Annotated in this window: 18 protein-coding genes; 13 read left to right on the forward strand and 5 right to left on the reverse strand. The window is 47.8% G+C overall.

Annotation, left to right across the window (positions count from 1 at the left end):
- Nucleotides 1-13: 13 nt before the first annotated feature.
- From ACR1R9_RS28590 to ACR1R9_RS28620, 7 genes are all read left to right on the forward strand, one after another.
- Complete coding sequence (locus ACR1R9_RS28590) at nt 14-763, forward strand: response regulator transcription factor (RefSeq protein ID WP_433922166.1); 750 nt, start codon at nt 14-16, stop codon at nt 761-763.
- Entirely contained in the window at nt 760-2,136 is a 1,377-nt protein-coding gene (locus ACR1R9_RS28595) for an ATP-binding protein (protein WP_433922165.1), read from the forward strand. The genes ACR1R9_RS28590 and ACR1R9_RS28595 overlap by 4 nt, the downstream gene beginning before the upstream one ends.
- Nucleotides 2,137-2,211: 75 nt before the next feature.
- Nucleotides 2,212-3,012 (forward strand): PepSY domain-containing protein, encoded by an 801-nt coding sequence (locus tag ACR1R9_RS28600; protein ID WP_433922164.1) that lies wholly within the window; start codon nt 2,212-2,214, stop codon nt 3,010-3,012.
- A gap of 132 nt (nt 3,013-3,144) precedes the next feature.
- Nucleotides 3,145-3,777, forward strand: coding sequence for a PepSY domain-containing protein (locus ACR1R9_RS28605; RefSeq protein WP_083678730.1), 633 nt, complete (start codon nt 3,145-3,147; stop codon nt 3,775-3,777).
- A 287-nt stretch (nt 3,778-4,064) separates the two neighbouring features.
- The gene (locus ACR1R9_RS28610; RefSeq protein WP_433922163.1) at nt 4,065-5,567 is read left to right on the forward strand and encodes an RICIN domain-containing protein; all 1,503 of its coding nucleotides are present in this window, start codon (nt 4,065-4,067) and stop codon (nt 5,565-5,567) included.
- A gap of 708 nt (nt 5,568-6,275) precedes the next feature.
- Entirely contained in the window at nt 6,276-7,061 is a 786-nt protein-coding gene (locus tag ACR1R9_RS28615; RefSeq protein WP_063568220.1) for an ABC transporter ATP-binding protein, read from the forward strand.
- Between the two features lies 1 nt (nt 7,062).
- Nucleotides 7,063-8,724 carry a hypothetical protein gene (locus ACR1R9_RS28620; protein WP_433922162.1) on the forward strand — a complete coding sequence of 554 codons (1,662 nt, stop codon included), beginning with the start codon at nt 7,063-7,065 and terminating at the stop codon, nt 8,722-8,724.
- Between the two features lie 251 nt (nt 8,725-8,975).
- Here the strand turns inward: ACR1R9_RS28620 and ACR1R9_RS28625 are convergent, their stop codons facing one another.
- The gene (locus ACR1R9_RS28625; RefSeq protein WP_433922161.1) at nt 8,976-10,193 is read right to left on the reverse strand and encodes a Leu/Phe/Val dehydrogenase; all 1,218 of its coding nucleotides are present in this window, start codon (nt 10,191-10,193) and stop codon (nt 8,976-8,978) included.
- Nucleotides 10,194-10,536: 343 nt separating this feature from the next.
- On the opposite strand from ACR1R9_RS28625, the gene ACR1R9_RS28630 reads away from it, so the two are divergent.
- Nucleotides 10,537-11,052 carry a DUF2179 domain-containing protein gene (locus tag ACR1R9_RS28630; RefSeq protein WP_433922160.1) on the forward strand — a complete coding sequence of 172 codons (516 nt, stop codon included), beginning with the start codon at nt 10,537-10,539 and terminating at the stop codon, nt 11,050-11,052.
- 270 nt (nt 11,053-11,322) lie between these two features.
- On the opposite strand, the gene ACR1R9_RS28635 is transcribed toward ACR1R9_RS28630, so the two are convergent.
- Nucleotides 11,323-13,320 (reverse strand): stalk domain-containing protein, encoded by a 1,998-nt coding sequence (locus ACR1R9_RS28635; RefSeq protein ID WP_433922159.1) that lies wholly within the window; start codon nt 13,318-13,320, stop codon nt 11,323-11,325.
- A gap of 350 nt (nt 13,321-13,670) precedes the next feature.
- On the opposite strand from ACR1R9_RS28635, the gene ACR1R9_RS28640 reads away from it, so the two are divergent.
- A complete protein-coding gene (locus ACR1R9_RS28640) occupies nt 13,671-15,098 on the forward strand; it encodes a hypothetical protein (RefSeq protein WP_433922158.1) in 1,428 nt (475 codons plus the stop codon).
- A gap of 157 nt (nt 15,099-15,255) precedes the next feature.
- Here ACR1R9_RS28640 and ACR1R9_RS28645 read toward each other — a convergent pair whose 3' ends face one another.
- The 3 genes from ACR1R9_RS28645 to ACR1R9_RS28655 all read right to left on the reverse strand — a co-directional run bounded on the left by ACR1R9_RS28645 (nt 15,256) and on the right by ACR1R9_RS28655 (nt 18,833).
- A complete protein-coding gene (locus ACR1R9_RS28645) occupies nt 15,256-16,269 on the reverse strand; it encodes a LacI family DNA-binding transcriptional regulator (protein ID WP_433922157.1) in 1,014 nt (337 codons plus the stop codon).
- Between the two features lie 204 nt (nt 16,270-16,473).
- Nucleotides 16,474-17,658, reverse strand: a complete 1,185-nt coding sequence (locus tag ACR1R9_RS28650; protein ID WP_433922156.1) for a glycoside hydrolase family 130 protein — start codon at nt 17,656-17,658, stop codon at nt 16,474-16,476.
- Between the two features lie 2 nt (nt 17,659-17,660).
- On the reverse strand, nt 17,661-18,833 hold the full coding sequence (locus tag ACR1R9_RS28655; protein WP_433923782.1) for an AGE family epimerase/isomerase: 1,173 nt from the start codon (nt 18,831-18,833) through the stop codon (nt 17,661-17,663).
- A gap of 232 nt (nt 18,834-19,065) precedes the next feature.
- Here ACR1R9_RS28655 and ACR1R9_RS28660 point away from each other — a divergent pair, with 232 nt between their 5' ends.
- The 4 genes from ACR1R9_RS28660 to ACR1R9_RS28675 all read left to right on the forward strand — a co-directional run bounded on the left by ACR1R9_RS28660 (nt 19,066) and on the right by ACR1R9_RS28675 (nt 23,526).
- Nucleotides 19,066-20,379, forward strand: a complete 1,314-nt coding sequence (locus ACR1R9_RS28660) for an ABC transporter substrate-binding protein (RefSeq protein ID WP_433922155.1) — start codon at nt 19,066-19,068, stop codon at nt 20,377-20,379.
- A gap of 247 nt (nt 20,380-20,626) precedes the next feature.
- Nucleotides 20,627-21,514 (forward strand): carbohydrate ABC transporter permease, encoded by an 888-nt coding sequence (locus ACR1R9_RS28665; protein WP_062323195.1) that lies wholly within the window; start codon nt 20,627-20,629, stop codon nt 21,512-21,514.
- Complete coding sequence (locus ACR1R9_RS28670) at nt 21,511-22,350, forward strand: carbohydrate ABC transporter permease (protein ID WP_433922154.1); 840 nt, start codon at nt 21,511-21,513, stop codon at nt 22,348-22,350. Before ACR1R9_RS28665 ends, ACR1R9_RS28670 begins: the two co-directional genes overlap by 4 nt.
- A 138-nt stretch (nt 22,351-22,488) precedes the next feature.
- Nucleotides 22,489-23,526, forward strand: a complete 1,038-nt coding sequence (locus ACR1R9_RS28675) for a glycoside hydrolase family 130 protein (protein WP_433922153.1) — start codon at nt 22,489-22,491, stop codon at nt 23,524-23,526.
- Nucleotides 23,527-23,749: the final 223 nt, after the last annotated feature.

A 23,749-nucleotide genomic window follows, 5' to 3' on the forward strand; every position in this document is an offset into this window, starting at 1 on the left:
GGGGGAGCTCTGCATGAATGAAGCCGTGCTGGTGATCGAGGATGAGCCCAAAATTGCACGCCTGCTTGAACTGGAATTACAGTATGAGGGATATCAGGTAGGCAAGGCAGGCAGCGGAACGGAAGGGCTGGAGATGTATGGGGACGGGCAATGGGATCTGATTCTGCTGGATATTATGCTGCCGGGTCTGAGTGGGATTGAAGTGCTGCGGCGGATACGTGCCAAAGATGCGACCGTGCCCATTCTGATGCTCACAGCCAAAGACTCTGTGGAAGACAAAGTCTCGGGACTCGATCTCGGAGCTAACGATTACATTACAAAACCGTTCCAGATTGAAGAACTGCTCGCGAGAGTGCGTGCTGCACTGCGCCTGAGTGCTGCATCGGCTGCTGCCCATTCTTCTTCTTCGGTTCCACGGGACACGGTGCAATCATCAGAGCACACGGCGGAGAGTGAGACAGGCTGGCTCACCGCAGGTGGATTGAAGCTGAATGAAGGAACCCGTGAGGTATCCAGGGATGGTCAATCGATTGAGCTTACCCCGCGTGAGTTCGATCTATTGGTGTATCTGCTGGAAAACCAGCGCCAGGTGCTGAGCCGGGATCAGATTGTTCAGGCCGTCTGGGGATACGATTATTATGGAGATACCAATGTGGTGGATGTGTATATCCGTTATGTGCGCAAAAAGGTCGATAACGGATTCACACCACCCTTAATACATACCGTTCGGGGTGTTGGTTACGTCCTGAAGGAGCAAGTATGAGCCTGCGCAGCAAAATCTACGGATACTCGTCCGTATTGTTCGCCGTGCTGCTGATTGCCGTCAACCTGTCGGTGTATATCGTGTTTGAACGAATGTCGATCGATAACGAGATCAAGCGGGTAGAGGCTGAGGCCGAGTCTATTGTAAAAGGAGTGCGCCAGTCTGCCGGTTCCATTCCGCCGGACGACTTGCTCCGGGCCTACGCGCCGCTGGACGGCATGCTGCGGATCGTCAATGAAGACGGCACCAGCTCCCCACCGGTGACGACCTCGGCTGAGGAGCAACTGAGCAAGCTATCCTACAAGTACGAAAGCGAAAAAAAATCCGAGTATACCCAAGTTGAGCAAATCGGTTATGTCTGGGTCTCTGTTCCAGTGATCTGGCCGGACGGAGAAGTGGTGAATCTACAAGTCACCGAGAGCATTGAGGATACCGAGAATCGCCTGTCTGTGCTTCGTACGGTTCTTGTTGCCGTGACCATCATCGCGCTGATTCCGGCCATCATCTCCAGCCGTATTCTGGCGAACCGGATGACACGGCCGATCCAGCAGATGACACGTACGATGAGTGATATCCAGTCGAGCGGTCAGTTCAAGCGGCTTCCCCTCGACGAAAAATCCAAGGACGAGCTGAAAACGATGGGGCAGACGTTCAACCGCATGATGGATCTGCTCGAATCCAACTTCGAGCGGCAGGAGCGCTTTGTTTCCGATGCTTCTCATGAACTGAAAACGCCACTTACCATCATTGAAAGTTATGCCAGTCTGCTGCAACGAAGGGGCAAGGAACGACCCGAAGTATTCGATGAGGCGGTAGAAGCGATTCTATCCGAATCCGTGCGCATGCGAGAGATGACCGAGCAGCTGCTATTGCTGGCAAAGCAGCCAGAGCAGTGGAATGTACAGCTGGAGCGGGTGGATATCACCCGGCTTGCGCTGGATTCCACACGTGCATTTCGCGAAGCCTATCATCGGGAAGTCCACTGTGATGATCCAGGCAGGATATGGGCGATTAGCGATGTGAGCAAGCTGAAGCAGCTGCTTTTTATTTTGCTGGACAATGCTCGTAAGTATAGTGGAGATGCTATTGAAGTGCGGCTGGAGGCAAAGGGGCAGGAATGTCGGATACGTATTGTGGATAAGGGGATCGGCATGCGTGAAGAGGAATTGTCCAAGGTGTTTGACCGTTTCTATCGCGTAGATCAGGCCAGAACACGCAGCGGCGGAGCAAGCGGTTCGGGCTTGGGACTGTCTCTTGCCAAAGATATCGCAGAGGCCGTGGGCGCACGCATTGAACTGAGCAGCACCGAGGGCAGGGGAACCGAGGCTTCCATTATTTTGCCCACATCCGTACAGAACGGGTCACTCTCATGAAAATCTCATTCTTCTCTTATATACTGGTGAACACGGTACAATTTCGGATCATAAGAGAGTACGTAAGGGGGAACCATGATGGAAGAGCATGAGGGGCGTCCGGAAATGAAACGGGAAAAACAACGACGCAAAGGATGGGCAAAGCCGAGACGTTCATTTTGGTGGGGTGTGGGGCTACTGGCTCTCCTTGTCGTTATAGTGGTCATGTGGTGGAAGCCATGGCAATCAGACCGCGTGATGTTAACAGCAGATGCAGCCGCCCAATCGGTCTTGGATCAATATCCGGGAGAAATCGTGAATTCCACGTTGAAGGACGGAACCTACATCATGCAGCTCCGCTCAGAAACCGGACTGTATGACGTACAAGTTGATGCGGCTACGGCAACTGTGAATTCCATTAAACGGCTGGAGTCCAACCCACAAGCCGAGGAGAAGACGTTATGGAGCCGGGAACAAATCAAGACGGAATTGCTGAAACAAACGGATGCCGAACTGGTGTCGCTTGAACTTGTCGAGCAGCAGGGAATCCCGGTGTATCTGGCGGTATTTAAGATGAAGGACAATACTCGGGAGCAATGGACCATCGATCCCTATACCGGAGAGAAACAGTCTTCAAAGACGCTGGAATCCTCTTCACCCGACCCGACGACAGGGGAAGGCACTAAGACTTCATTTCTGAGCGAGAAAGAAGCAGAGCAGAAGGCGCTGGCTAGGATTCCTGGTGAAGTGGATGATATCGAACTCCGTGGAACGAATAGTGGCAATCCGTATTATCTGGTTGAAATTGACCTGGAAGACGGCCGTGAGGCCATTGTGCAGGTGAATGCCATTTCAGGCGCGATTCGTTCGGTCACTTGGGATGATGACGATGATTAGAGGAATAGAAGCCATTCTGTGAGGTTCTCACTCATTTTCTCATCAAATTCTAATCTAACTCTCGCTGAACTCTCATTCGTACAGGTTATTCTATAACTGTAGACGAGAACGAGAACAACAACGAGGAGATGAATGATGATGATGAACAAACATAAACTATGGATTGGCAGCTTGTCGGCAGCGGTGTTGCTCGGAGGATCAGCCGCTCTGGCTAGTGGGAGTGTAAACGGACAATCGGTACAGCCTACGCAAACGTCCACTACACAATCAGTAACACAGACCCAGAACACAGGTAAATTGCTGACGGTCGCACAGGCAAAAGAAGCAGCCTTGAAAGCAACGGATGGTAAAGTGGATGATGTGGATCTGGAGCGCAGAAACGGCCAAACGTTCTATGAAGTTGAAATCGATAAAAAAGGTAGTAATGATGTTGTCGTTCGTTTGGATGCTTACACAGGTAAAATCCTTGCAGTAGTCGATGATGAAGATTACGATGACGACGATGATTATAATGGGACTGTGGCAGGTACTTCTTCTAATCAAGCTGCTTCAAAACAGGTTAAACTGACAGAAGCACAAGCTTCGAACATTGCCCTGAAACAGGTGACAGGCGGAAAAGTAACCGAAATCGAACTGGATCATGATAACGGCCGTTATGTTTATGAAGTGGAACTGAGAACAGCAAACGGTGAGGCCGATGTAGACGTCGATGCCAATACAGGCAAAGTGCTTTCGTTTGATCAGGATTTTGACGACGAAGATTAAGAAATAGCGTATATTATAGGGATTTGGCTTGTGTATAACAGAGGACGCTTCGGATGAAGCGTCTTTTTGCTGTTCTCTCCATAAGTTCAGTGTTTAATCGTACATGTTCCGCCGTATTGTTCACTATTCGAGCAGGAGGATCGTGGATACAATCGTAATCAGGAGGTGAGTGCCGAGCCAGTCTGAGCAACAGGTGATTATGAAATGCATCATCGATCGGAGGAAGAAGAGACGTATCGATTTTATTGTAAGCGCTTTATAAATAAATTACGGAGGTGTATTGTTCTATGAATGAGGGTTGGTTGAAAAAGAAAACAAAAACACATCGTTTCACTCGTCGCCTTTGTTATCTGCTTGCTCTAATCTTGGCGCTACAATCGCTAGGTATGCTGGTCGCTCCAGGACAACAGGCAACCGCTGCTCCACTCAGTGTGACCAATGGGGTACAGTTCAAGGATACAAACGGCAATGTCATTCATGCCCATGGGGGCGGGATGATTAAGGCTAACGGGTATTATTATTGGTTTGGAGAGAACCGCAATCCTAATGGAACGTTCAAGGCGGTTTCCGTATATCGTTCAGCAGATCTGAAAAACTGGGAGTATCGCAATGATGTGCTTACCAGCAACTCGGCTGCCGAGCTGAACATTTCCAACATCGAACGCCCGAAGGTCATCTATAACAGTGCAACAGGCAAGTATGTTCTTTGGATGCATAAGGAAAACGGGGTTGACTATGGTGAAGCGAGAGTGGCGGTAGCGACCTCAAGTACAGTGGATGGCAATTATACGTATGTGGGCAGCTATCGTCCGCTTGGCTATGATTCGAGAGACATGACGGTATTCAACGACAACGGAACGGCTTATCTCATCTCGGCGACCAAAGTGAATGCTGACCTGAATATCTACAAGCTGACTCCTGATTTTCTCGGTGTGGAATCGCTCGTAACGACGCTATGGCCGGGTCAGTATCGTGAGGCACCTGCCATGTTTAAAAAGGGTGGCGTCTACTTCCTGATCACATCCGGGGCTACGGGATGGAATCCGAATCAGGCCAAGTATGCAACGGCTACCAGCATAACTGGCACGTGGAGCGGCCTGAGCAACTTTGGGGATAGTACAACCTATGGCTCCCAATCCGCATACGTGCTTCCAGTGGAAGGCTCACAGACAACATCCTATCTCTACATGGGCGATCGCTGGGCTGGCGCCTGGAGCGGGCCAGTGCAGGATTCCAAGTATGTGTGGTTACCGTTGTCTTTCCCTAGTGCAACCAGTCTGGCAATGAACTGGGCAAGCACGGTTACCATCGATGCAGCCATGGGTTCCGTAACTGGAGTGGATAACACTAACGTATGGGACCCGAATGCTTCGTATCAGTTGATTAGTCGCAAAAGCAATAAATTGCTTAATGTCATCGGTGGTTCTGCGGATAATGGTGCCGATCTGGAGCAGCGGGCAGACGGCGGAACGACCAGCCAGCAGTGGCAGATCACGGATGCGGGTGGCGGTTATGTCAAAATCATTAATCGTTCAAGCGGCAAGCTGATCGGTGTAGAGAATGGCTCTACTGCAGATGGAGCTGTTATTGAACAGTGGAACGATGGCGGCTGGGCCAGTCAGCAATGGCAGTTGGTTAGTGTGGGCGGTGGTTATTATAAATTGAAAAACCGCAGCACAGGCAAGGTGCTTGATATTTCGGGACAATCCCTGGCAGACGGGGCAGCTGCCATCCAGTGGACCGATAATGGTGGTACGAATCAGCAATTCCAGATTGTTAAGGTTCAATAAGGATTTATTGTTGGTCAGTTAATCATCATATAGTTTCACAATTAAACCCTTGTCCCTCATTATGAGTGGGACAAGGGTTTATTGTGAAAAATATTAAGCTATATAAGCTAGAGTTGAAACATTCCAATTGAATCTTTTTTCTAATTTTAGATTATCAAAAGCAGAAAAAAGGTATTAGTATAAATAACGGAAAAGCTTAATTTTCAGGACGATTACATTGCTCAGATATATTACTGGTAGGACCCTGCCACAAAGTAAAAAATGGTGAAACATGAGTTCGAGTTAGGAGGTTAGCAAATGTACGTTTTTCTTCCTTTTTTGTTATCGACATTAATCTCTGGGTTGCTAGGCTATCTAACCTATAGATTATTATTGAAAAATAGAGCTGGGATTATTGTGACGTTGATATCATCCGCGTTTATAGCTTATATTTTTATAGATTTATATGCTTTTTTTGGAGTGGTAGGAGGTGTGTTGTTTTACATTTTACTAATAAGAATTTCAACTAAATAAAAAAATAATAATTACCAGACTTAATTGATAAATTAACAAAAATCAAATTCTATTCTATAAATTCAGGATCTTTGTTATGCACTTCTTTGTGCAGAGCAAAGATCTTTTAATTTTTCTTCATCCCTCTCTGTTAATCCAATCTGTGGTAAACTAGTAGAATTGTAGAAATAGTAGAGACAGGGGCTGGATAACGAAGTGAGTGAAAAACAAGTACTGTCAATTGAAGGCTTGCGTATGCGGTATAACGGGCGTTATGTGCTAAATGGGATTGATTTAGAAGTGAATCGGGGCGAGATGATCGGATATATTGGTCCGAACGGTGCGGGTAAAAGCACGACGGTCAAGATTTTGCTCGGACTAGTTGAGGGATATGTGGGTACGGTCCGCATCTTTGGCAAGGATATCGCAGATGGTGACGCGGAATATAAGCGAAGAATCGGTTATGTACCGGAAGTCGCGGAGCTATACGAGCAATTAACCCCGGCAGAGTATCTGACCTTTATAGGAGAATTGTACGGGTTGTCCTATGAAGATGCCGATTATAAGGCGAAGCAGTTGATGGATTGTTTTGGACTGGAAAAATCATATCATTCCCGCATTGCTTCCTTCTCCAAAGGCATGCGTCAGAAAGTGCTGCTGATCTCCGCGCTGTTGCATGACCCGGATCTGTTGTTCCTGGATGAACCGCTAAGCGGTCTGGACGCCAACAGTGTAATGGTGGTAAAGGAGATTTTGACACAGCTGTCAGCCAAGGGCACAACGATATTCTATTCGTCACACATCATGGATGTGGTGGAGAAGATCAGCAGCCGAATCGTTCTGATTGCCGAAGGACGTGTGATGGCGGATGGTACGTTCAGGCAGCTTCAGCAGCAATCCATGGAGGGCTCACTGGAGGAAGTATTCAATCAACTGACGGGCTTCAATGAGCATCGGGCAATTGCAGAACGTTTTGTGTCCATCGTGCAGGAGGTGTACTGATATGGCGGAATCCTCCGACTTCCGCACGCTGAAGATTCTGGACCGTTTTCGCCCTATTATCGCCAAAACAGGAGCGGATTATGATGTACTGCGTTTGATTCTACGGGTGAAGTTTCAGATGGATCAGCGCAGGGTGCCGACGGTATTGTCAGCGCGCAATGGCAATAAGGAGCAGAAAGAAGGCAATCTGTATCTGCGTTTCCTCTGGTTGTATGCACTGATGGGACTGATTATGGTTCCGTTTGTTGTCTGGGATACGGGACACTTTATGCTCCAGATGGGTCTAGTGACCGCCATGCTGATGTTTATGATCATGACCTCCATGATCTCCGACTTTTCTTCGGTACTGCTTGATATCCGGGATCGTAATATCATCATGACCAAGCCGGTAAATGGACGCACTGTTGGCTTGGCTCGTGCCATTCACGCAGGGGTTTATTTGCTGCTCCTGACAGGCTCTCTGACGGCTGCACCGCTGGTAGCCGGATTGATTGCCCACGGGATCGGCTTTTTCCTGCTTTTTCTAGTGGAACTGGTGCTGATTAATATGTTAATTCTGGTGACCACGTCCCTGATCTATCTGTTCATGATGAAGTTTCTGGATGGTGAGAAGCTGAAGGACATGATCAATATGATGCAAATCCTGCTTTCCATCGGGATTGCTGTAGGTTATCAGCTGGTCATACGTTCGTTCAGCATCATCGACTTTAATATGGTGTTCACGCCTGCCTGGTGGCAGTTACTGCTGCCTCCGGTATGGTATGCAGCGGTTTTTGAGCTGCTGTTCGGCGGCGGGGGAGATGCCTGGCTTTATACTTTCTCGGCGTTTGCTGTGATTGTTCCAATGGTCAGTCTGTTGGTGTACGTGAAGCTGATGCCTTCCTTTGAATTGTATTTGGAGAAAATGGCACACGCAGGTCAGGCATCTGGACGAAGACGTGGGGGTTGGGATCGCAACATGGCGAAGGTATTCTCTCGTTCGAGAGAAGAGCAGGCGTGCTTTCGTTTGTCTGCCAGTATGATGCGAAGTGAAAGAGAGTTCAAGCTGAAGGTATACCCGTCGATGGGTTTATCTTTTGTATTGCCCTATGTATTCTGGTTCACTCAATTGCAGAGTTCTTCGTGGGCAGAATTCAGGGAAAGCTCCTTCTTTTACACGCTATATATTTTGCTCTTGCTGATTGTGTCTGTTGTGACCATGCTGAAGTATTCCGGACAATACAAGGCGTTTTGGACCTTCCGGGCAGCCCCTCTGGCCAACGAGAATGTGCTATATAGTGGAGCGCTGAAGGCTTTCTTATGTAATATGTTTCTACCTGTATTTATATTGAACACTATCATATTTGTGTGGACCTTTGGGTTAAGAATTCTTCCTGATCTGATCGTAATATTTTTGGTGGCAACTGCACTTATTCCGCTGTCTGGAAAGTTGTTGATGCGAAAACCGCCGTTCTCCCAATCCTTTAGTGTGGCCGGGCAGAGTGACGGCTGGCTCGTCTTTGCCTTCTTTCCGCTCATGGCACTGTTATGGGGACTACATGTATTCATCCGCACCATACCAGCAGGCATCTGGATCTATATAGCGCTACTAATCGTGATTAATATGCTGTTCTGGACGATGCTGCATCGAGTGAAGCGGGCCGCTGTAATGGTTGAAGGTTAAGGCGGGCGGTAGCAGGTTGAGGTTGCCTGATGAAGTTTAGCAGATGGAATTATGAAGAAAAGTTGATTAAAGCCAATCCGGTGTTGATGAATCGGATTGGCTTTTTTACGTTTTTCTAATTCTTTACGTGATGAGATGTACTTTAAAGATGGAGAAAATAAATGATATGCCGAACTGTAACAGTGATCTCGATTCTGGAGCACTTAAAAGATGGGGAGATTGAATTAGTGTGTTAAATCGGTATCGGTATGCTAAGCATGGGGTTTTCCGTTTTGTAGGACAGCTTCTGCCAGCTGATCGGCTGCATCCGCCGTGGAGAGGGCAGATTGCTCTGCTATCGCATAGACCTTGGTCAGCGTGCCCGCAATCCCCGCCACCTTTTGGCGGATTAGGTCGGGCCCTGCGCCCTCCAGCTCGTAGGCGGTGCTGATGATTCCGCCTGCATTGAGCACATAGTCAGGCGCGTACAGGATGCCGCGCGCCTGCATGCGGCGAACAACCAGCTCCCGATGGCTGAGCTGGTTGTTCGCCGCCCCGGCAACGATGGAGCAGTGCAGCTCCTCCACCGTTGCCGGGGTCAATACGCCCCCGAGGGCACAGGGGGCGAACACCTTGCAGTCAGCGGCGTGAATATGGGCCGGATCGGCCGACATGGCGCCGCTGAACTGCAGAAGGGCACGTTGTACACGTTCGGGTACAACGTCTGCCACAATCAGCCGTGCCCCGGCTGCATGCAGGTAACGGCACAGGGCATACCCGACCTTGCCCAGTCCCTGGACGGCAATGGGAATGCCCTGCAAGGCGTCAATGCCTTGGTGACGCAGTGATGTCACAATGCCAGTGTATACGCCGTAGGCGGTCATCTCGGCTGTGAAATCATCCTGTGCACCAAGCGATCCGGTCGTATCCGTCACATGTACCGTTTCCAGCCGGATCTGGTCCATATCTGTCGCCGTAGTTCCCAGATCCAGGCCCGTTACATAACGTCCGTTCAGTCGTTCCAGATAGCGGCCCAGAGAACGGAACGTTTCGGCACGTCGGCAGGCGTGTAGGTTGTTTTTGGATGTCGTATCTAAACCCTTATCTAATCCGTTCGATGTATCCTTGCCTTTAATGAAGTTTACTTGGGGTCCGACATCCAGTTTGCCTTTTCTGGGATTCAGATTGTTGTCTGGGCTGGCTACGTCCCGTTGGGTGGCCAGTTCGCCGGGCACATCCCACACCACAGCTTTGCCCCCGCCATAAGGCAGACCGGAGACTGCCGACTTGTATGTCATGCCCTTTGCGAGTTTGATGGCATCCCGGACCGCTTCTTCCTCCGATGCATACGTCCAGCAGCGGCATCCCCCAAGTGCGGGACCCAGTACTGTGCTATGGATGGCGATGACGGCTTTAAGCCCGCTGCGTGGATCATGGCAAAATATGAGTTCTTCCATACCTTCCCGCTCCATTTCGTGCCACAACTGCATGACAGTTCCCCCTTTTGGTAGCCGTCGTTTCCCGAACCTGTTTGCCTGTACGCCTCAATCTACCTACTGTTGGTTCAGCATATTCAATTACTCAGGTTTTCGCCCCTGGGTCTCAGGCCGGGTTGATAATGAGTGGAAAGGGATCTATAATGGCAGTTCCGGCCTGTCAGTGGGCAGAAAATGCATTCCAATTTACGTGCAGCCGTTTAAAATGACCCCATAACGTCCAATGATGAAGATAGAGCAAACACGCAGAAGAGCAAATGATATGCAGAGGAAGCGGAAAGAAGGCGCGCAACAAACGGCCCATTCCGTTGTGAAAGTCAGGAAAGAGGGATTGCGATTGTTTAATATCTTGGTATTTATCTTTTTGATCCAAATTGTGTATGTATCTGCTTATACACTTCGGATGATTCTAACGCTCAAAGGGCAGAAATATATTGCTGCGCTCATTAGTATGGGCGAAATTGTGATCTACGTACTCGGCCTGAATCTGGTACTCAAATATCTGACTCAGCCGTCTGCGTTAATTGTATATGCCGTTGGTTATGGACTGGGGGTATTGCTGGGTGCCTGGATTGAAGAGAAGATTGCACTCGGTTACGTTACCGTTAAGGTTATTTGTAACCAGATGGGCGGGGATGTGGCGAATGCCTTGCGAGATAAAGGATACGGTGTCACCGCCTGGGTTGGTAGTGGACGAGATGGAGACCGGCTGGTTATGGAGATTTTGGCGAAACGCAAAAACCAGAAACTGCTCTACCAGACGATTCTCGGGTTAGACCCCAAAGCCTTCGTTATTACGGTGGAGCCAAAACAATTCCATGGTGGCTTCTGGACACGTTCTATTAAGCGATAACTTGTAATGATGCAACATGGTAGAATCAAAAAACTCGCCAATGACTTTTCTGGCATCGTTATATTGCATAGTCACTTCTTTAATTTTTTGAATAAGATACACTATTTATCACACCTGTAGGTTATATGTTATGGTTAATGTACCACTTCAGGGTGCATTTATAACCATAAATTTGTGTGCTACCATAACCGCGAACAAAAAGGAATCCCGGCACATCATGTCCGGGATTCCGTTTCATTTATGAATGGGAGAGATCGCACAGCTAACGTATCACTTGTTCAGAGAGAGTACCGAAGCATCTTTGATATCATAGAGAACTCCGTCAGGGGTACTTTTAACGAGTTGGATAATCTGTCTGTAGGCATCACCGTCTGATGGGGCGATGGCATCAAATACAATCTCGTCTGCTTTCAGTTTATCAGCTATTTCTTTAATGCTAAAGGAAGACAAGGGGAGTGACTCATGGACAGGGGCATCGGTAATGAATATAATCCGTTTGGCGTTGTCGCTGCTGAACTCCGAGAGCTTATTAGTAGCTAAGTTAATAGCCTCCAGTCCCGATTCTCTTATATCCCCTCCGCCAGAAGCCACCAATGTATTCAAATCCCCCTTTAACTTATCTTTATCCTGGGTAAAATCAAAGAACTTCAAATTGTAATCGCCATTTCTGTAAATGTTAACGTCCCGATAGGTGATAACCGCAAAATTCGAACCGGCAGGTACGGAATCAACGAAGCTCTTAACCGTTTCTTTGATATAGTCGATCACTTCACCCATACTGGCCGTCACGTCTATAACAAATATAATATCAGACGGAGTATTAATTCCCTTCGATATATTATTTAAAATAGGCGAGGTACTTGAAGACCCAGATTCTGTTGTTTTTGTTGCTCCCGAAGCCGGTTCTTCGCTTTCAGCAGATGTAGGAATGGATGGCTTATTTAGAAAAATGGTAACCGAACCAGCTTCTCCGTGCCACTCTACTTCTCCTCCGAATGCTTCACTGACGAACCGTAGTGGCACCATGGTTACGCCGTTAATGATCTGTGGTTTTGCACTTAAGGTTACAGCGACACCGTTAATGTAGGCAATTTTAGAGCCGATCGTCAGCACGATAGTCCGGCCTTCTCTAATTGCCGTAACCGTTTGAGTGGAACTGTTCCATTTAACATCGACTCCCAACGATTCGAAGATTCCTCGAAGCGGCACGAGCACACTCCCCTTGAAATTAGTCGGGGGTTGCTTGTAAACCTGCTTCTCACCTTCAATAAACACCTGAATATTCGTAGGCTCATGGTTGATTATAACGAATTGAGGAATAGAAGCAGACAGTTCACCTGACTGATTGGCCGATTTTAGGTAAAAATAATATCCGCCTGTTGGAAGCCCCATCTTTCTTAGTGTGAAACTGAAGGTCTTTCCTGGCTCAATCTTTATTTGCCTAACCACCTGCCCGCTTGCATTTTTCACCATTAAATAGGAGGTGTACCCGGAAACGGAGGCCGATTCAGACAGTTTGATGGTAATGGTATTGCCTGATCTGATCGTAATACTGCCGGGATAGCGCTCTCCTGTTGGAATTTGAACAAGAGGCTCCGATGGTTTGTTTGGACTCGGACTCGGACTCGGACTCGGACTCTCAATCACTTCTTCGGAAGGAGAGGGTTTACTGGAAATAGAAGCCTTAGGGATATAGAAATAGACTTTGGCACCGGAGTGCGGAACCTGCTGTTTTTCGGATAGGGTTACGGTATTCGTTGTTGCGTTGAAGGTAAATCGGGACGTGGCTACCTTCGTTAGGTCAATGGAAAGACTGATCTGTTTGGTTGAATTTAGCGTATAGTTTAACGACACTGGAAAATTCCGTGTGGAGCCATCTCCCTCAGGCAAGGCAAAACCCATATTGGCACCTTCTTCCCACTCAAATCCGGGAATAATGCCGTATTTAATATGAATCTCGGCACCTCTGTCGGGAGCTTTATTGAAGGTGATGCTATAGTTGGCATAATCCACAACATAGTCCTTGGAGTCCACTTCTATCGCATTGACATACAAGCGCAAAGTGGTATTGGATGCGGTCAACTTGTTCTTCGTTGTAAATCCGAAGACGCGGTTTTCTCCATCACCATCTTTTAGAATATTGATTAAATCATCGTGCTCCCTGAATTCAAGGGAATCAGCAGCGTGCACAATTACGCTGTGAAGGCCCAAATTGCCAAAAATAAAAATAGAAATAAACGATATCAAGAGCATCTTTCTAAACTTCATCTGTTTCACTCCATTTTATGTAACTTATAGATAAGTCAGCGGCTGTTTGTCCTATTAATACACTCTACCCACAATGTGGAATTGCCTGCTGCTCTCTTACTTTATCACAGGAAGTAGGACTTAACTATATATATCGGAAATGTAGTCATCCTGAAACCAAGTTAAACCTATACGATTCATAGTTGATTACAGTATAACCTCTTACCAGATTTGGTTTTTCCACATGGATGTGAGATTAAGATTATTGTTGTAATCGCTTTCAAAATATACAGTGAGGACATGTCCTTCATGACACGGTATGGCAGCGAGGGACGAGCCTTATCAATTATGAAATGGGAGGAATGAATGGGATGAAAACAAAATTAAGAAGCTGGTGCAGTGCAGCCGTGGCTGTAACGTTGGGGATCACACTAATGTCGGGTCCTGCAAGTGTGCAGGCAGCAGGGAATGCAGATTACAATCTCACGGGATTCTCCCAAGGTAACACGGGCGGTGGCATCATCAGTGAGTCGAACACGTCCACGTATAAGAAGGTATACAATGCGACTGACCTGGCAATGGCGTTGAAGAAGAACTCCGGCGTCAAAGTGGTGGAGATTATGAATGATTTGAATCTAGGGTGGAACGAAATTCCGAGTGCCGCGCAGACATCACCTTTTGCCAAACACAATGATGCCTTAACGCATCCTGTATTGAAACAGACTGGCGTAAGCAAGATTACAATTGACGGTTTTAATGGACTCACTATTTTCTCCGCTAACGGTTCCAAGATCAAGCATGCAGCCATCAGCGTCAAACGCAGCTCCAATGTCATCATCCGCAACCTTGAATTTGATGAGTTATGGGAATGGGATGAAGCAACCAAAGGCGACTATGACAAAAACGACTGGGATTACATCACTCTTGAGGAGAACAGCAACGTATGGATTGATCACTGTACCTTTAATAAAGCCTATGACGGGCTTGTCGATTCGAAAAAAGGAACAAGCGGTGTGACCATTTCCTGGTCTCTCTTCAAAGGCGATGACGGCAGCTCAAACAGCTGGGTTACTCAGCAGATTAACGAGTTGGAAGCAAACAAGGCTTCCTATCCGATGTACAACTACCTGCGCAGCAGCGCGGTTGGGCTCAGCAAAGCCGATATCATTGCCATTTCGTCTCCTCAGAAAAAAGGTCATCTGGTGGGCTCGACCAGCTTCGAATCAGCCAACGCCAATCTTTCCATGACCCTGCACCATAATCTGTACAAGGATATCCAGGATCGGATGCCACGTCTGCGCGGAGGTAATGCGCATGCCTACAATATTGTGATGGATGCGACAGGGGCGCGTGCGGCCAAATCCAGAATCACTTCTGCGATGGCAACGGCAATTTCGTCCAAAGGGTATCATTTTGATATCATCGGCAACGGAGCTATTTCCACTGAAGATGGTGCAGTGCTGGTCGAAAAATCGGTGATCAAAGACGTACTGTTCCCGGTCCGCAATAACCAGACGGATCCGGCCGATGCAACGTATACCGGTAAAATTAAGGTGACTGACACGATGTATTCTCTGGATGGAAGCTCATTCCGTGGAAACAGTGATACATCCGGCAGTCCACTCAGCCCGGTTCCGGCCGCAGTGAAAGCTTTCTCCTGGAACGGATTCTCTTCACTTCCTTACAGCTACACTACCGATGATCCAGCGACGCTGAATGCACGCCTCACCGGTTCAAGCGGAGCAGGTGCAGGCAAATTATCCTGGTCCAAAGACAACTGGCTGAAGACGAGTTACTAGGCTGTAACAGGAGTTAGGTTTTTGGAATCGAGTGGAGAGTGGCCGTGATCTATAGTGGTTCCTGACCACTTTCTCTTTTTTTCATAAGCAAAGAGTGCTCCTGCAGCCGTAATGGCCGGGAGCACTCTTTTTGTGGAACAGGGAGTCTAGTTCCTTTTTAGTTAGGTACGTCATCCGAAAGGACAGGTGCAGCACTCACCGAATCACGATAAATGATATTGCCCTTCACGTGTACGCGGCCGAAGCTGCGACTCGGGTTATCGATCTTTTTGAGCATGGAATGAACCGCAGTGCGCGCCATCTGTTCCACATCGACCTCAACCGTTGTTAATTTGGGATCGGAGAGGGTGGCATAGATATCATTATCGAACCCAACCACAGAGCATTGTGCAGGCACCTGAATACCCAGTGAAGTCAGTTTCTGAACGAGCAGATGGGCCACCTGATCACAGTTGCATACAAAAGCCGTAGGCAGCTGAGTTGGCAAATCAATTTCAATAAACGTACCTCGCTCATCGCGGTCATTAAGCACGAGATCCGGATTCATCGGTAACCGATGTTCCAGCAATGATTTGTAGTAACCGAGGAATCGGTCCTGAATGCTGCTTGTAGAATAGAGATTCCCCACATAAGCGATGCGGCGGTGTCCTTGTTGAACAAGAACATTTGTCAGCTCATAAGCAGCGTAAAAGTTATCGGTAACGACAGAGTCGATATCAGAATGCTCATCGTAGAAATCGAGAAACATTTTGGGAACGTCCATCGATTGGACCAGCTCGATATATTCCTTGCTGACTTGTCCCAGCACAATGAAACCATCCACTTTGTTGTCACTATAGAGCTTAGGCAGGATTAATTCCTCTTCGTCCTCCACATTCAGAATATGCAGAATACCGTAGTACCCCTGATCCTCCAGGTGTTTGGTGATGCGCTGAAATACACGTACATAGAACGATTGTGTAGGTCCGGTAAACCGCTCCGGGATAATAACACCAATATTATGAGTCAGGCCTTCCTTCATCGAACGGGCTGCGGCGTTATACCGATAGCCCATCTGAACGGCAAGCACTTTAATTTTTTCCTTCAATTCGCCACTGACGCCATCTTTATCATTTAATGCTTTCGAGACCGTCACACTGCTAACTCCGAGCTTGTCGGCGATATCCCGCATGGTGATATTGTTCTTCAGCTTTGGTCGCCTCCTTCAAGCCGGTTTACGTACAATGTGCTGTCATTATGGTTAGCGCTTCCTTCAAACATAACAACAATCCATATTAGTATACATCGTTACCCACATGGAATAAAGAGATTCTGGTTAGCGCTACGCTAATTTTTCAGCATGCTGCATTTTCCGCCTGAAGGCTGATCTTCGGTTTTAAACCAATTGCTTTTGGAGAAGTTTCTCATTCCACTCAATCAGGTCACCGCGCTGGCTGGCACAATCCAGGGAACGGTACGGATCAGCCGGAGTATTAAAGGTGTAATCGACCAGTTTATCCAGCGTCGTTGTGGCCACATGACAGCGGGTATCGCTGGATGCATAATAAATGAAAACATCACCTTGTTCGTTGACCACCGCGCCGTTGCAGAAAATAACATTGGACACATCGCCCACGCGCTCGTCGTCATAAGGAGCAATGAAATGCCCGCCTGGCTTGGCGATGATGCGTGCCGGATCATTCAGATCCGTGGCGAACGTGTACAGCACGTAACGAAGGCCCGCTGCCGTGTTGCGAACCCCGTGGGCAATGTGAATCCAGCCGCGATCCGTTTTGAGCGGAGCAGGGCCCTGGCCGTTTTTCACTTCGTATACCGTGTGGTATTTCCGTTCATCGATAATCGTCTCTTCCTCAATCACTGGATTCAGAATATCATCGCACAGACCAAAGGCAATCCCGCCGCCGCTGCCTGTGGAGATAAATCCGTCTTGAGGCCGTGTATAGAACGCATATTTACCCTCTACGAATTCTGGATGTAATACAACATTTCGCTGTTGAGGGGAGCTGGTCGTGATGTTGGGCAGACGCTCCCAGCTGAGCAGATCGCGTGTCCGCACAAGCCCAGCCTGGGCTACTGCACTGGATGTATCAAATGCTGGAGCTTCAGGGTCTTTGCGCTCCGAGCAGTAGATACCATAGATCCAGCCATCTTCATGCTGAACCAATCGCATATCATACTGGTTGGTTTCGTCGGCATCGATATCTTCCCACACTAAGGGTTTGCCTGTGAAGCGAAATCCGTCGATACCGTTATCACTCTCAGCTAGGGCGAAGATGGATTTACGGTCCAATCCTTCGGTTCGGATGACCATCACGTATTTGCCATTGAAATAGATGGTCCCCGGATTAAGCGTAGCGTTAATGCCCAGACGCTCCATGAAGTGGGGATTTGTCGTTTCGTCCAGATCAAATCTCCAGTGCAGCGGTACATGATGGCGTGTGATTACCGGATAACGGTACCGATCATATACGCCGTTGTAGAAGGAAGAATCAATTTCATTTTGACGCGTAAGCAGCTGCTCCTGTTGCTCCAATAATTCATTGTATTTGGGGTGTATCATCGTTATCCCATCCTCTCAATTAGTTCAATGCAGAATCGGCTATTGTGATACGGGCATTTCCACGGTCCGGCGATTTCACTTTGATCAGGTGTGCCGTTTCCGTCTACCGACCAGTACCATTCCCCGCCAGCACGGTGATCGATAATATGTTCCTTCGTATATGTCCACAAGCGTTCTACTCTCTCCAAAAACAAAGGGTCACCTGTACGCTCATAGGCATTATAGAATCCGACCATCGCTTCGGCCTGAACCCACCATATCCGTTTCTCATCCACATGGTCGCCCTCTTGTTCATTCATCAGGGAGCCATCGTCCTGTACAGCCACATTGGAAATGTTATAGGCAATATCCGTAACCATCGCGGAATACTCCGGGTGTTTGTCCAAGCCCATCACTTTCAACGTTTCGTCGATCAGCCAGCTGGCTTCAATGTCATGCCCGAATGAACGCAGATCGATGATGGATTGCCATTCCTTGTTGAAAAATACACCGAGAAACTTTGTGTTCTTGTCATACACCCGTTCATATAAGATGCCGAGCAGGCGTTCCAGTGCCGTCTTCACCTGTTGATCTGGCCACACTCGGTAGAGCGTGGTATAGGCCTCCAACACGTGAATATGCGTATTCATCGTGTAATCCGCAATCACACCATTTTCGCTCAGCATTTCATTGGGCTGTTCCTTCCAAAGGCGGTCAAATTGTTCCTTATATGCAGGTAATTCGGCATTCAGCCCTCGATCCTCAATGAGAGCAAAAAGCGTTTTCGCAAGTTCCAAAGCAGATGCATCCCCGGTGGCACGATAGTACTCACTCAATGAGTAGACGCCGAAGGATTGCGTATACACATGTTTGCTTGTGTCCATTGGTTCTCCATTGGCGTGGACCATCCAGTACATGCCGCCATATTCCGTATCCATCACATGATTCACAAGGAAATGGTAAGCATGTTCAGCGTGATCACGCCAGATTTCATTTCCGGTTACCCGGTAGGCAGCTGCAAAGGACCATAATTGTCGTGCCGTGGCGATTCCGCCTTTGGGAGCGAGTGGATCGACCTGAAGGTCATTGCCAACCCAACCATAGAATCCTCCGTTGTTATGATCTTTGAGGGCAGACCAGAATGGCAGAATATGACCTTCCCAGTGTTCTTTTATTTCAGTTTTGATGTCATTGATGTGAGTCATAAGTGAGCGCTCCTTCAAAGTACAGGGATAAAGTTTAATTAAGTTAACGTTAACCTTATTTTATAATACTAGTGTCGGGAAAAAGCATTGTCAACGCGTCTGGGGATAAAAACTTGTTGTAAAGTAATAAATAATTTAATTGACAGGTAAGCGTTACCATAATAAAATTCATTTTGTAACCTTAACGATAACTTAAATTAACTTAAGAAAGGGGTCAAATCAATTGAATAAAAACAAAGGTTGGATGGTGCTGCTCACCATGCTGCTCATCACTTCTCTGCTAGCAGCATGCTCTTCTGGAGGTGGATCCTCGCAGGCAGGAGAGGAAATCAGTACAGATCCTGCAGATATCAAGGGCGAGATCACCGTTCTCACGCAGCGTACAGATATTGTTGATACGGTATTTAAAGACTATGCTGCGGAGTTCAATAAGGAATACCCGGATGTCAAAGTAAACTTCCAGGCGCTGGCTGACTATGAGGGACAAGTGAAGATTCGTATGAGCACCAAAGATTATGGTGACGTGCTGATGATCCCCACCAGCGTACCGATTGCGGACATTCCGGACTTTTTCGAACCGTTGGGCACGTACGATGAGTTGAAAGATAAGTACACAGCCATTGAAGAGCGTATGGTTGACGGCCAAGTCTATGGGATTCCAACCGTTATCACGTTCTCCGGTATCATCTATAACAAGCAGGTGTTCAAGGACGCTGGCATTGCGGAAGTTCCCAAAACACCTGAGCAATTCCAGGCTGCACTGCAACTGGTGAAAGATAATACAGACGCGATTCCACTGTACACCAACTATGCCTCCGGTTGGGCTTTGACACAATGGGAAGCAGATCTGCCGACGGTTGCAGGCAGTGTGGACTACGTAAACATTGATCAACCGAACACGGATGAAAACTTTGTGGCTGGCAAGCCGCACTATGAATTGTACAAAGTGCTTTACGACGCAGCCAAGAATGGCCTGATTGAGAAAGATCCGACCACAACCGACTGGGAAAGCTCCAAGGCTGATCTGGCGAACGGGAAAATTGCAACGATGGCACTTGGATCATGGGCAATTACCCAAATTCAAGGCTTGACGGATACACCAGATAATATCGGATTCTTGCCATTTCCTACGAATGCAAGTGATGTGGTCGTTCCGCTCGCAGCAGACTACAACATCGGCATGAACGTGAACAGCGAGAACAAACCTGCTGCGAAAGCGTGGATTGACTGGTTCCTGGTGAAATCGAATTACGCGGTTGAGCAAGGCGGGGGCATGAGCGCAGACAAAAATGCGGAATTGCCACCGATTTTGGATCAATACAAAGACGTTACATTCTCCACACTGACTCCTGCCAAAGAAGGACAGGAAGGTCTGGTTGACAAAATCGACAACGAAGGCGAGATTGGCCTCTGGCAGCCTGACTTCAAGAAACGCATTATCGAAGCTGCCATCGGTAATCGCAGCGAATCGTACGACGACATCATGAAGAATCTGAATGACAAATGGGTTAAAGCACGGACAGAAGTCGCGAAATAAACAGATTGCGGGGATACGTCGATCTGTAAAGGTGCTACCTATGTCCGACCACCGCTGACATGCAGCGAGGCACCACGCCTTGGCTGAGGGGAGAGGATTTCCCCTTTTTATACGGCATTTTGCATCTGGATGCAGGAAAAATCAGATGTGAAATGCCACCTTCGGTGGTTGATTACTCAGGCATTTGTGATTTGGACGGGAGTCTTTCGATATAAAAGCGGCAGAACCGCTTGGAGGTGTGGAGAGCATGAAATACTTGAAGATTTCGAATTGGGGCTACTCAGCGCAACGCATATTTATCATCTGTGCCTTCTCGATCATTCCGCTGGCACTGCTGTTCACTTTTGCTTATTTACCTGTCATTAACATGTTCAAATACAGCTTCACCGATTGGAACGGATACAGCAAAAGGTTTGATTATGTGGGGTTTGAGAACTACACACGGATATTCAGTGACCCTGAGTATTTTAAAGTGTTTATTGTCAGTTTGTATTATTTTGTGGCTACCTTCGTACAAATGGGTCTGGCCCTCTACTTTGCAACGATTCTGAGCTTCAAAATCCGCGGCAAAAACTTTTTCAAAGGCATATTGTTTTTCCCCTATCTGCTGAATGGCGTAGCCATCGGATTTATCTTCCTCTTTTTCTTCAAGCCGGATGGTACCCTCGATACACTCATGCAGGCCGTAGGGCTTGGACAATACACTCAGCTCTGGCTTGGGAATCCGAACATTATTAACGTGTCGCTCGCAGGCGCATCGGTATGGAGATACATGGGCTTTAACTTCATTATCTTCCTGGGTGCGATCTCTTCCATCCAAAAAGATGTCTATGAAGCGTCAGATATTGACGGGGCCAATCGCTGGCAGCAGTTCCGCCATATCATCCTGCCGAGCATTACGCGTATCCTGCAGCTCAACCTGATTTTGGCGATTAGCGGCGCAATCAGTGCGTTCGATATTCCATACATTATGACAGACGGTTCCAATGGCAGTGAGACATTTGTGATTCAAACCGTTCACTTGGCATTTAAGTACGGCAAGCTGGGCTTGGCATCGGCAATGGCTGTTGTGCTGCTGTTTATTGTCATTCTTGTTACGCTGGTTCAGCGTGTCACCATGAAAGGGGAGGAATGAACGTGCAATCATTCAAATACACCCTAGCGAGCATATTTAAATATGCTTCACTCATTCTCGCAGCGTTCATTGCGCTTGTACCCATTGTTGTGGTGCTGTTTGCATCGCTCAAAACCAATGCAGAGTACGCGACCAGCAGTCCGCTTGCCCCACCAGCCGATTGGCTGAACTTTGCGAACTATACCAAGGCTTTTGTGGACGGCAACATGCTGGTCGGTTTCAAAAATACAATTATCATCCTGATCATCTCTATCGTGGGTGCCACTTTGACGGGTTCCATGATCGCGTATGTGCTGGATCGTTTCAAATTCAAAGGTAAAAAGATCATGGTAGCCGCATTTCTGCTCGCTACCCTCATTCCAAGTGTGACGACGCAAGTCGCTACATTCCAGATCATCAATGCGCTCGACCTGTTCAATACCCGTTGGGCAGCCATTGTGATGTACCTCGGTACCGATATCATCGCGGTATATATCTTCCTGCAATTCCTGGGTTCCATCTCAAACGCATTGGATGAATCCGCCATGCTGGATGGCGCTTCCTACTTCACGATCTATTGGAGAATCATTCTGCCACTCCTGAAACCGGCGATTGTAACGGTCATTATCGTGAAGGGTGTCAACATCTACAACGATTTTTACACACCATTCCTGTACATGCCCAAGACAGACTTGCAGGTCATATCCACGGCTCTTTTCAAATTCAAGGGGCCGTTCGGATCACAGTGGGAGGTTATCAGCGCCGGCATCATGATCGCCATCATCCCAACGATGATCATCTTCCTGCTGCTACAGAAGTACATCTACAACGGCTTCGCACAAGGCTCTGTTAAATAAAAAAACAAAAGGCTATATGAAATGCATATGAGAATACACAGGAACGAAGAGGACAGAAAAAAGCTGGAGAAACGGAGTGGACTCGTGTAATTTTAAGTATTCATTTCATATAGCCTAACCGAAGGGAGAAATGAAACGATGACAGTTGTTGGTACGAAAAACGTACACATTGTTGGAGATGCATTGCCGAATATGCCTTGGGAGGATAAACCGGAGGGCACGGAAGGTCCGGTATGGAGACACTCCGCGAACCCGATTGTGCCGCGTAACCCGGTCAAGGGAGTTGCCCGTATTTTCAACAGTGCAGTGATTCCTTATGAAGGGAAATTCATCGGAGTATTCCGCGCAGAAACCATTAATGGACGTCCACACCTGCACATGGGGTCGAGTGAGGATGGATTATCATGGACGATTGAAGAGGAACGTATCGCCTTTGTGGACGAAAAGGGCGATCCCTTCATGCCGAACTATGCATACGACCCACGTCTGGTGAAAGTGGAAGATACGTATTACATCATCTGGTGTACCGATTTTTACGGTGCAGCGCTGGGGTTGGCCAAGACGGAAGATTTCAAAACGTTTGTACGTCTTGAAAATCCGATGCTGCCGTTCAACCGCAATGGGGTGTTGTTTCCACGCAAAATCAATGATAACTATGTAATGTTGTCCAGACCAAGCGACAGCGGACATACGCCGTTCGGGGACATTTTTCTGAGCGAAAGTCCGGATCTCGTGTACTGGGGCAAGCACCGTCATGTCATGAGCAAAGGCGGTCAGGGCTGGTGGCAATCGGTCAAGATTGGCGGCGGTCCGGCACCGATTGAAACGTCCGAAGGCTGGCTGATGTTCTACCACGGCGTAACGGGTACGTGCAATGGTTTTGTTTATAGCATGGGTGCGGTCATTCTGGATCTGGATGAGCCATCGAAAGTGAAATATCGTTCCTCGAACTTCGTACTGACACCGGAAAAATGGTATGAGGAGCAAGGGTTTGTAGACAATGTCGTATTCCCATGTGCCACATTGCATGATGCGGAGACAGGACGAATCGCCATTTATTACGGTGCAGCCGACACATACGTTGGAGTCGCTTATACCACTGTCGAAGAAATCGTGAACTATGTCATCGAGACTGATGAAGTCATTGCCGGAGACCGTGAGGAAGGAATATTATAATTGAAGTGAAACAATTTTAGATAAATCTGGAATTTACACAATAACGGAGAGTGCAGAACTGATCTGAAGAAACGAAGTGTTCACATTTATCCTCGGATTTCCCCTTTCATCAGAGATTCAAAAAATCTGGGGATAACGGCGATCGGAAGATGGTACTGCAATCGTAGTTGGACGTGTATACATTCGGTCATTCATTTTACATTAATTGAAAAAGGGGCATTAC

The sequence above is a fragment of the Paenibacillus taichungensis genome, from assembly GCF_050994985.1.
GTDB classification, from domain to species: Bacteria; Bacillota; Bacilli; order Paenibacillales; family Paenibacillaceae; genus Paenibacillus; species Paenibacillus taichungensis.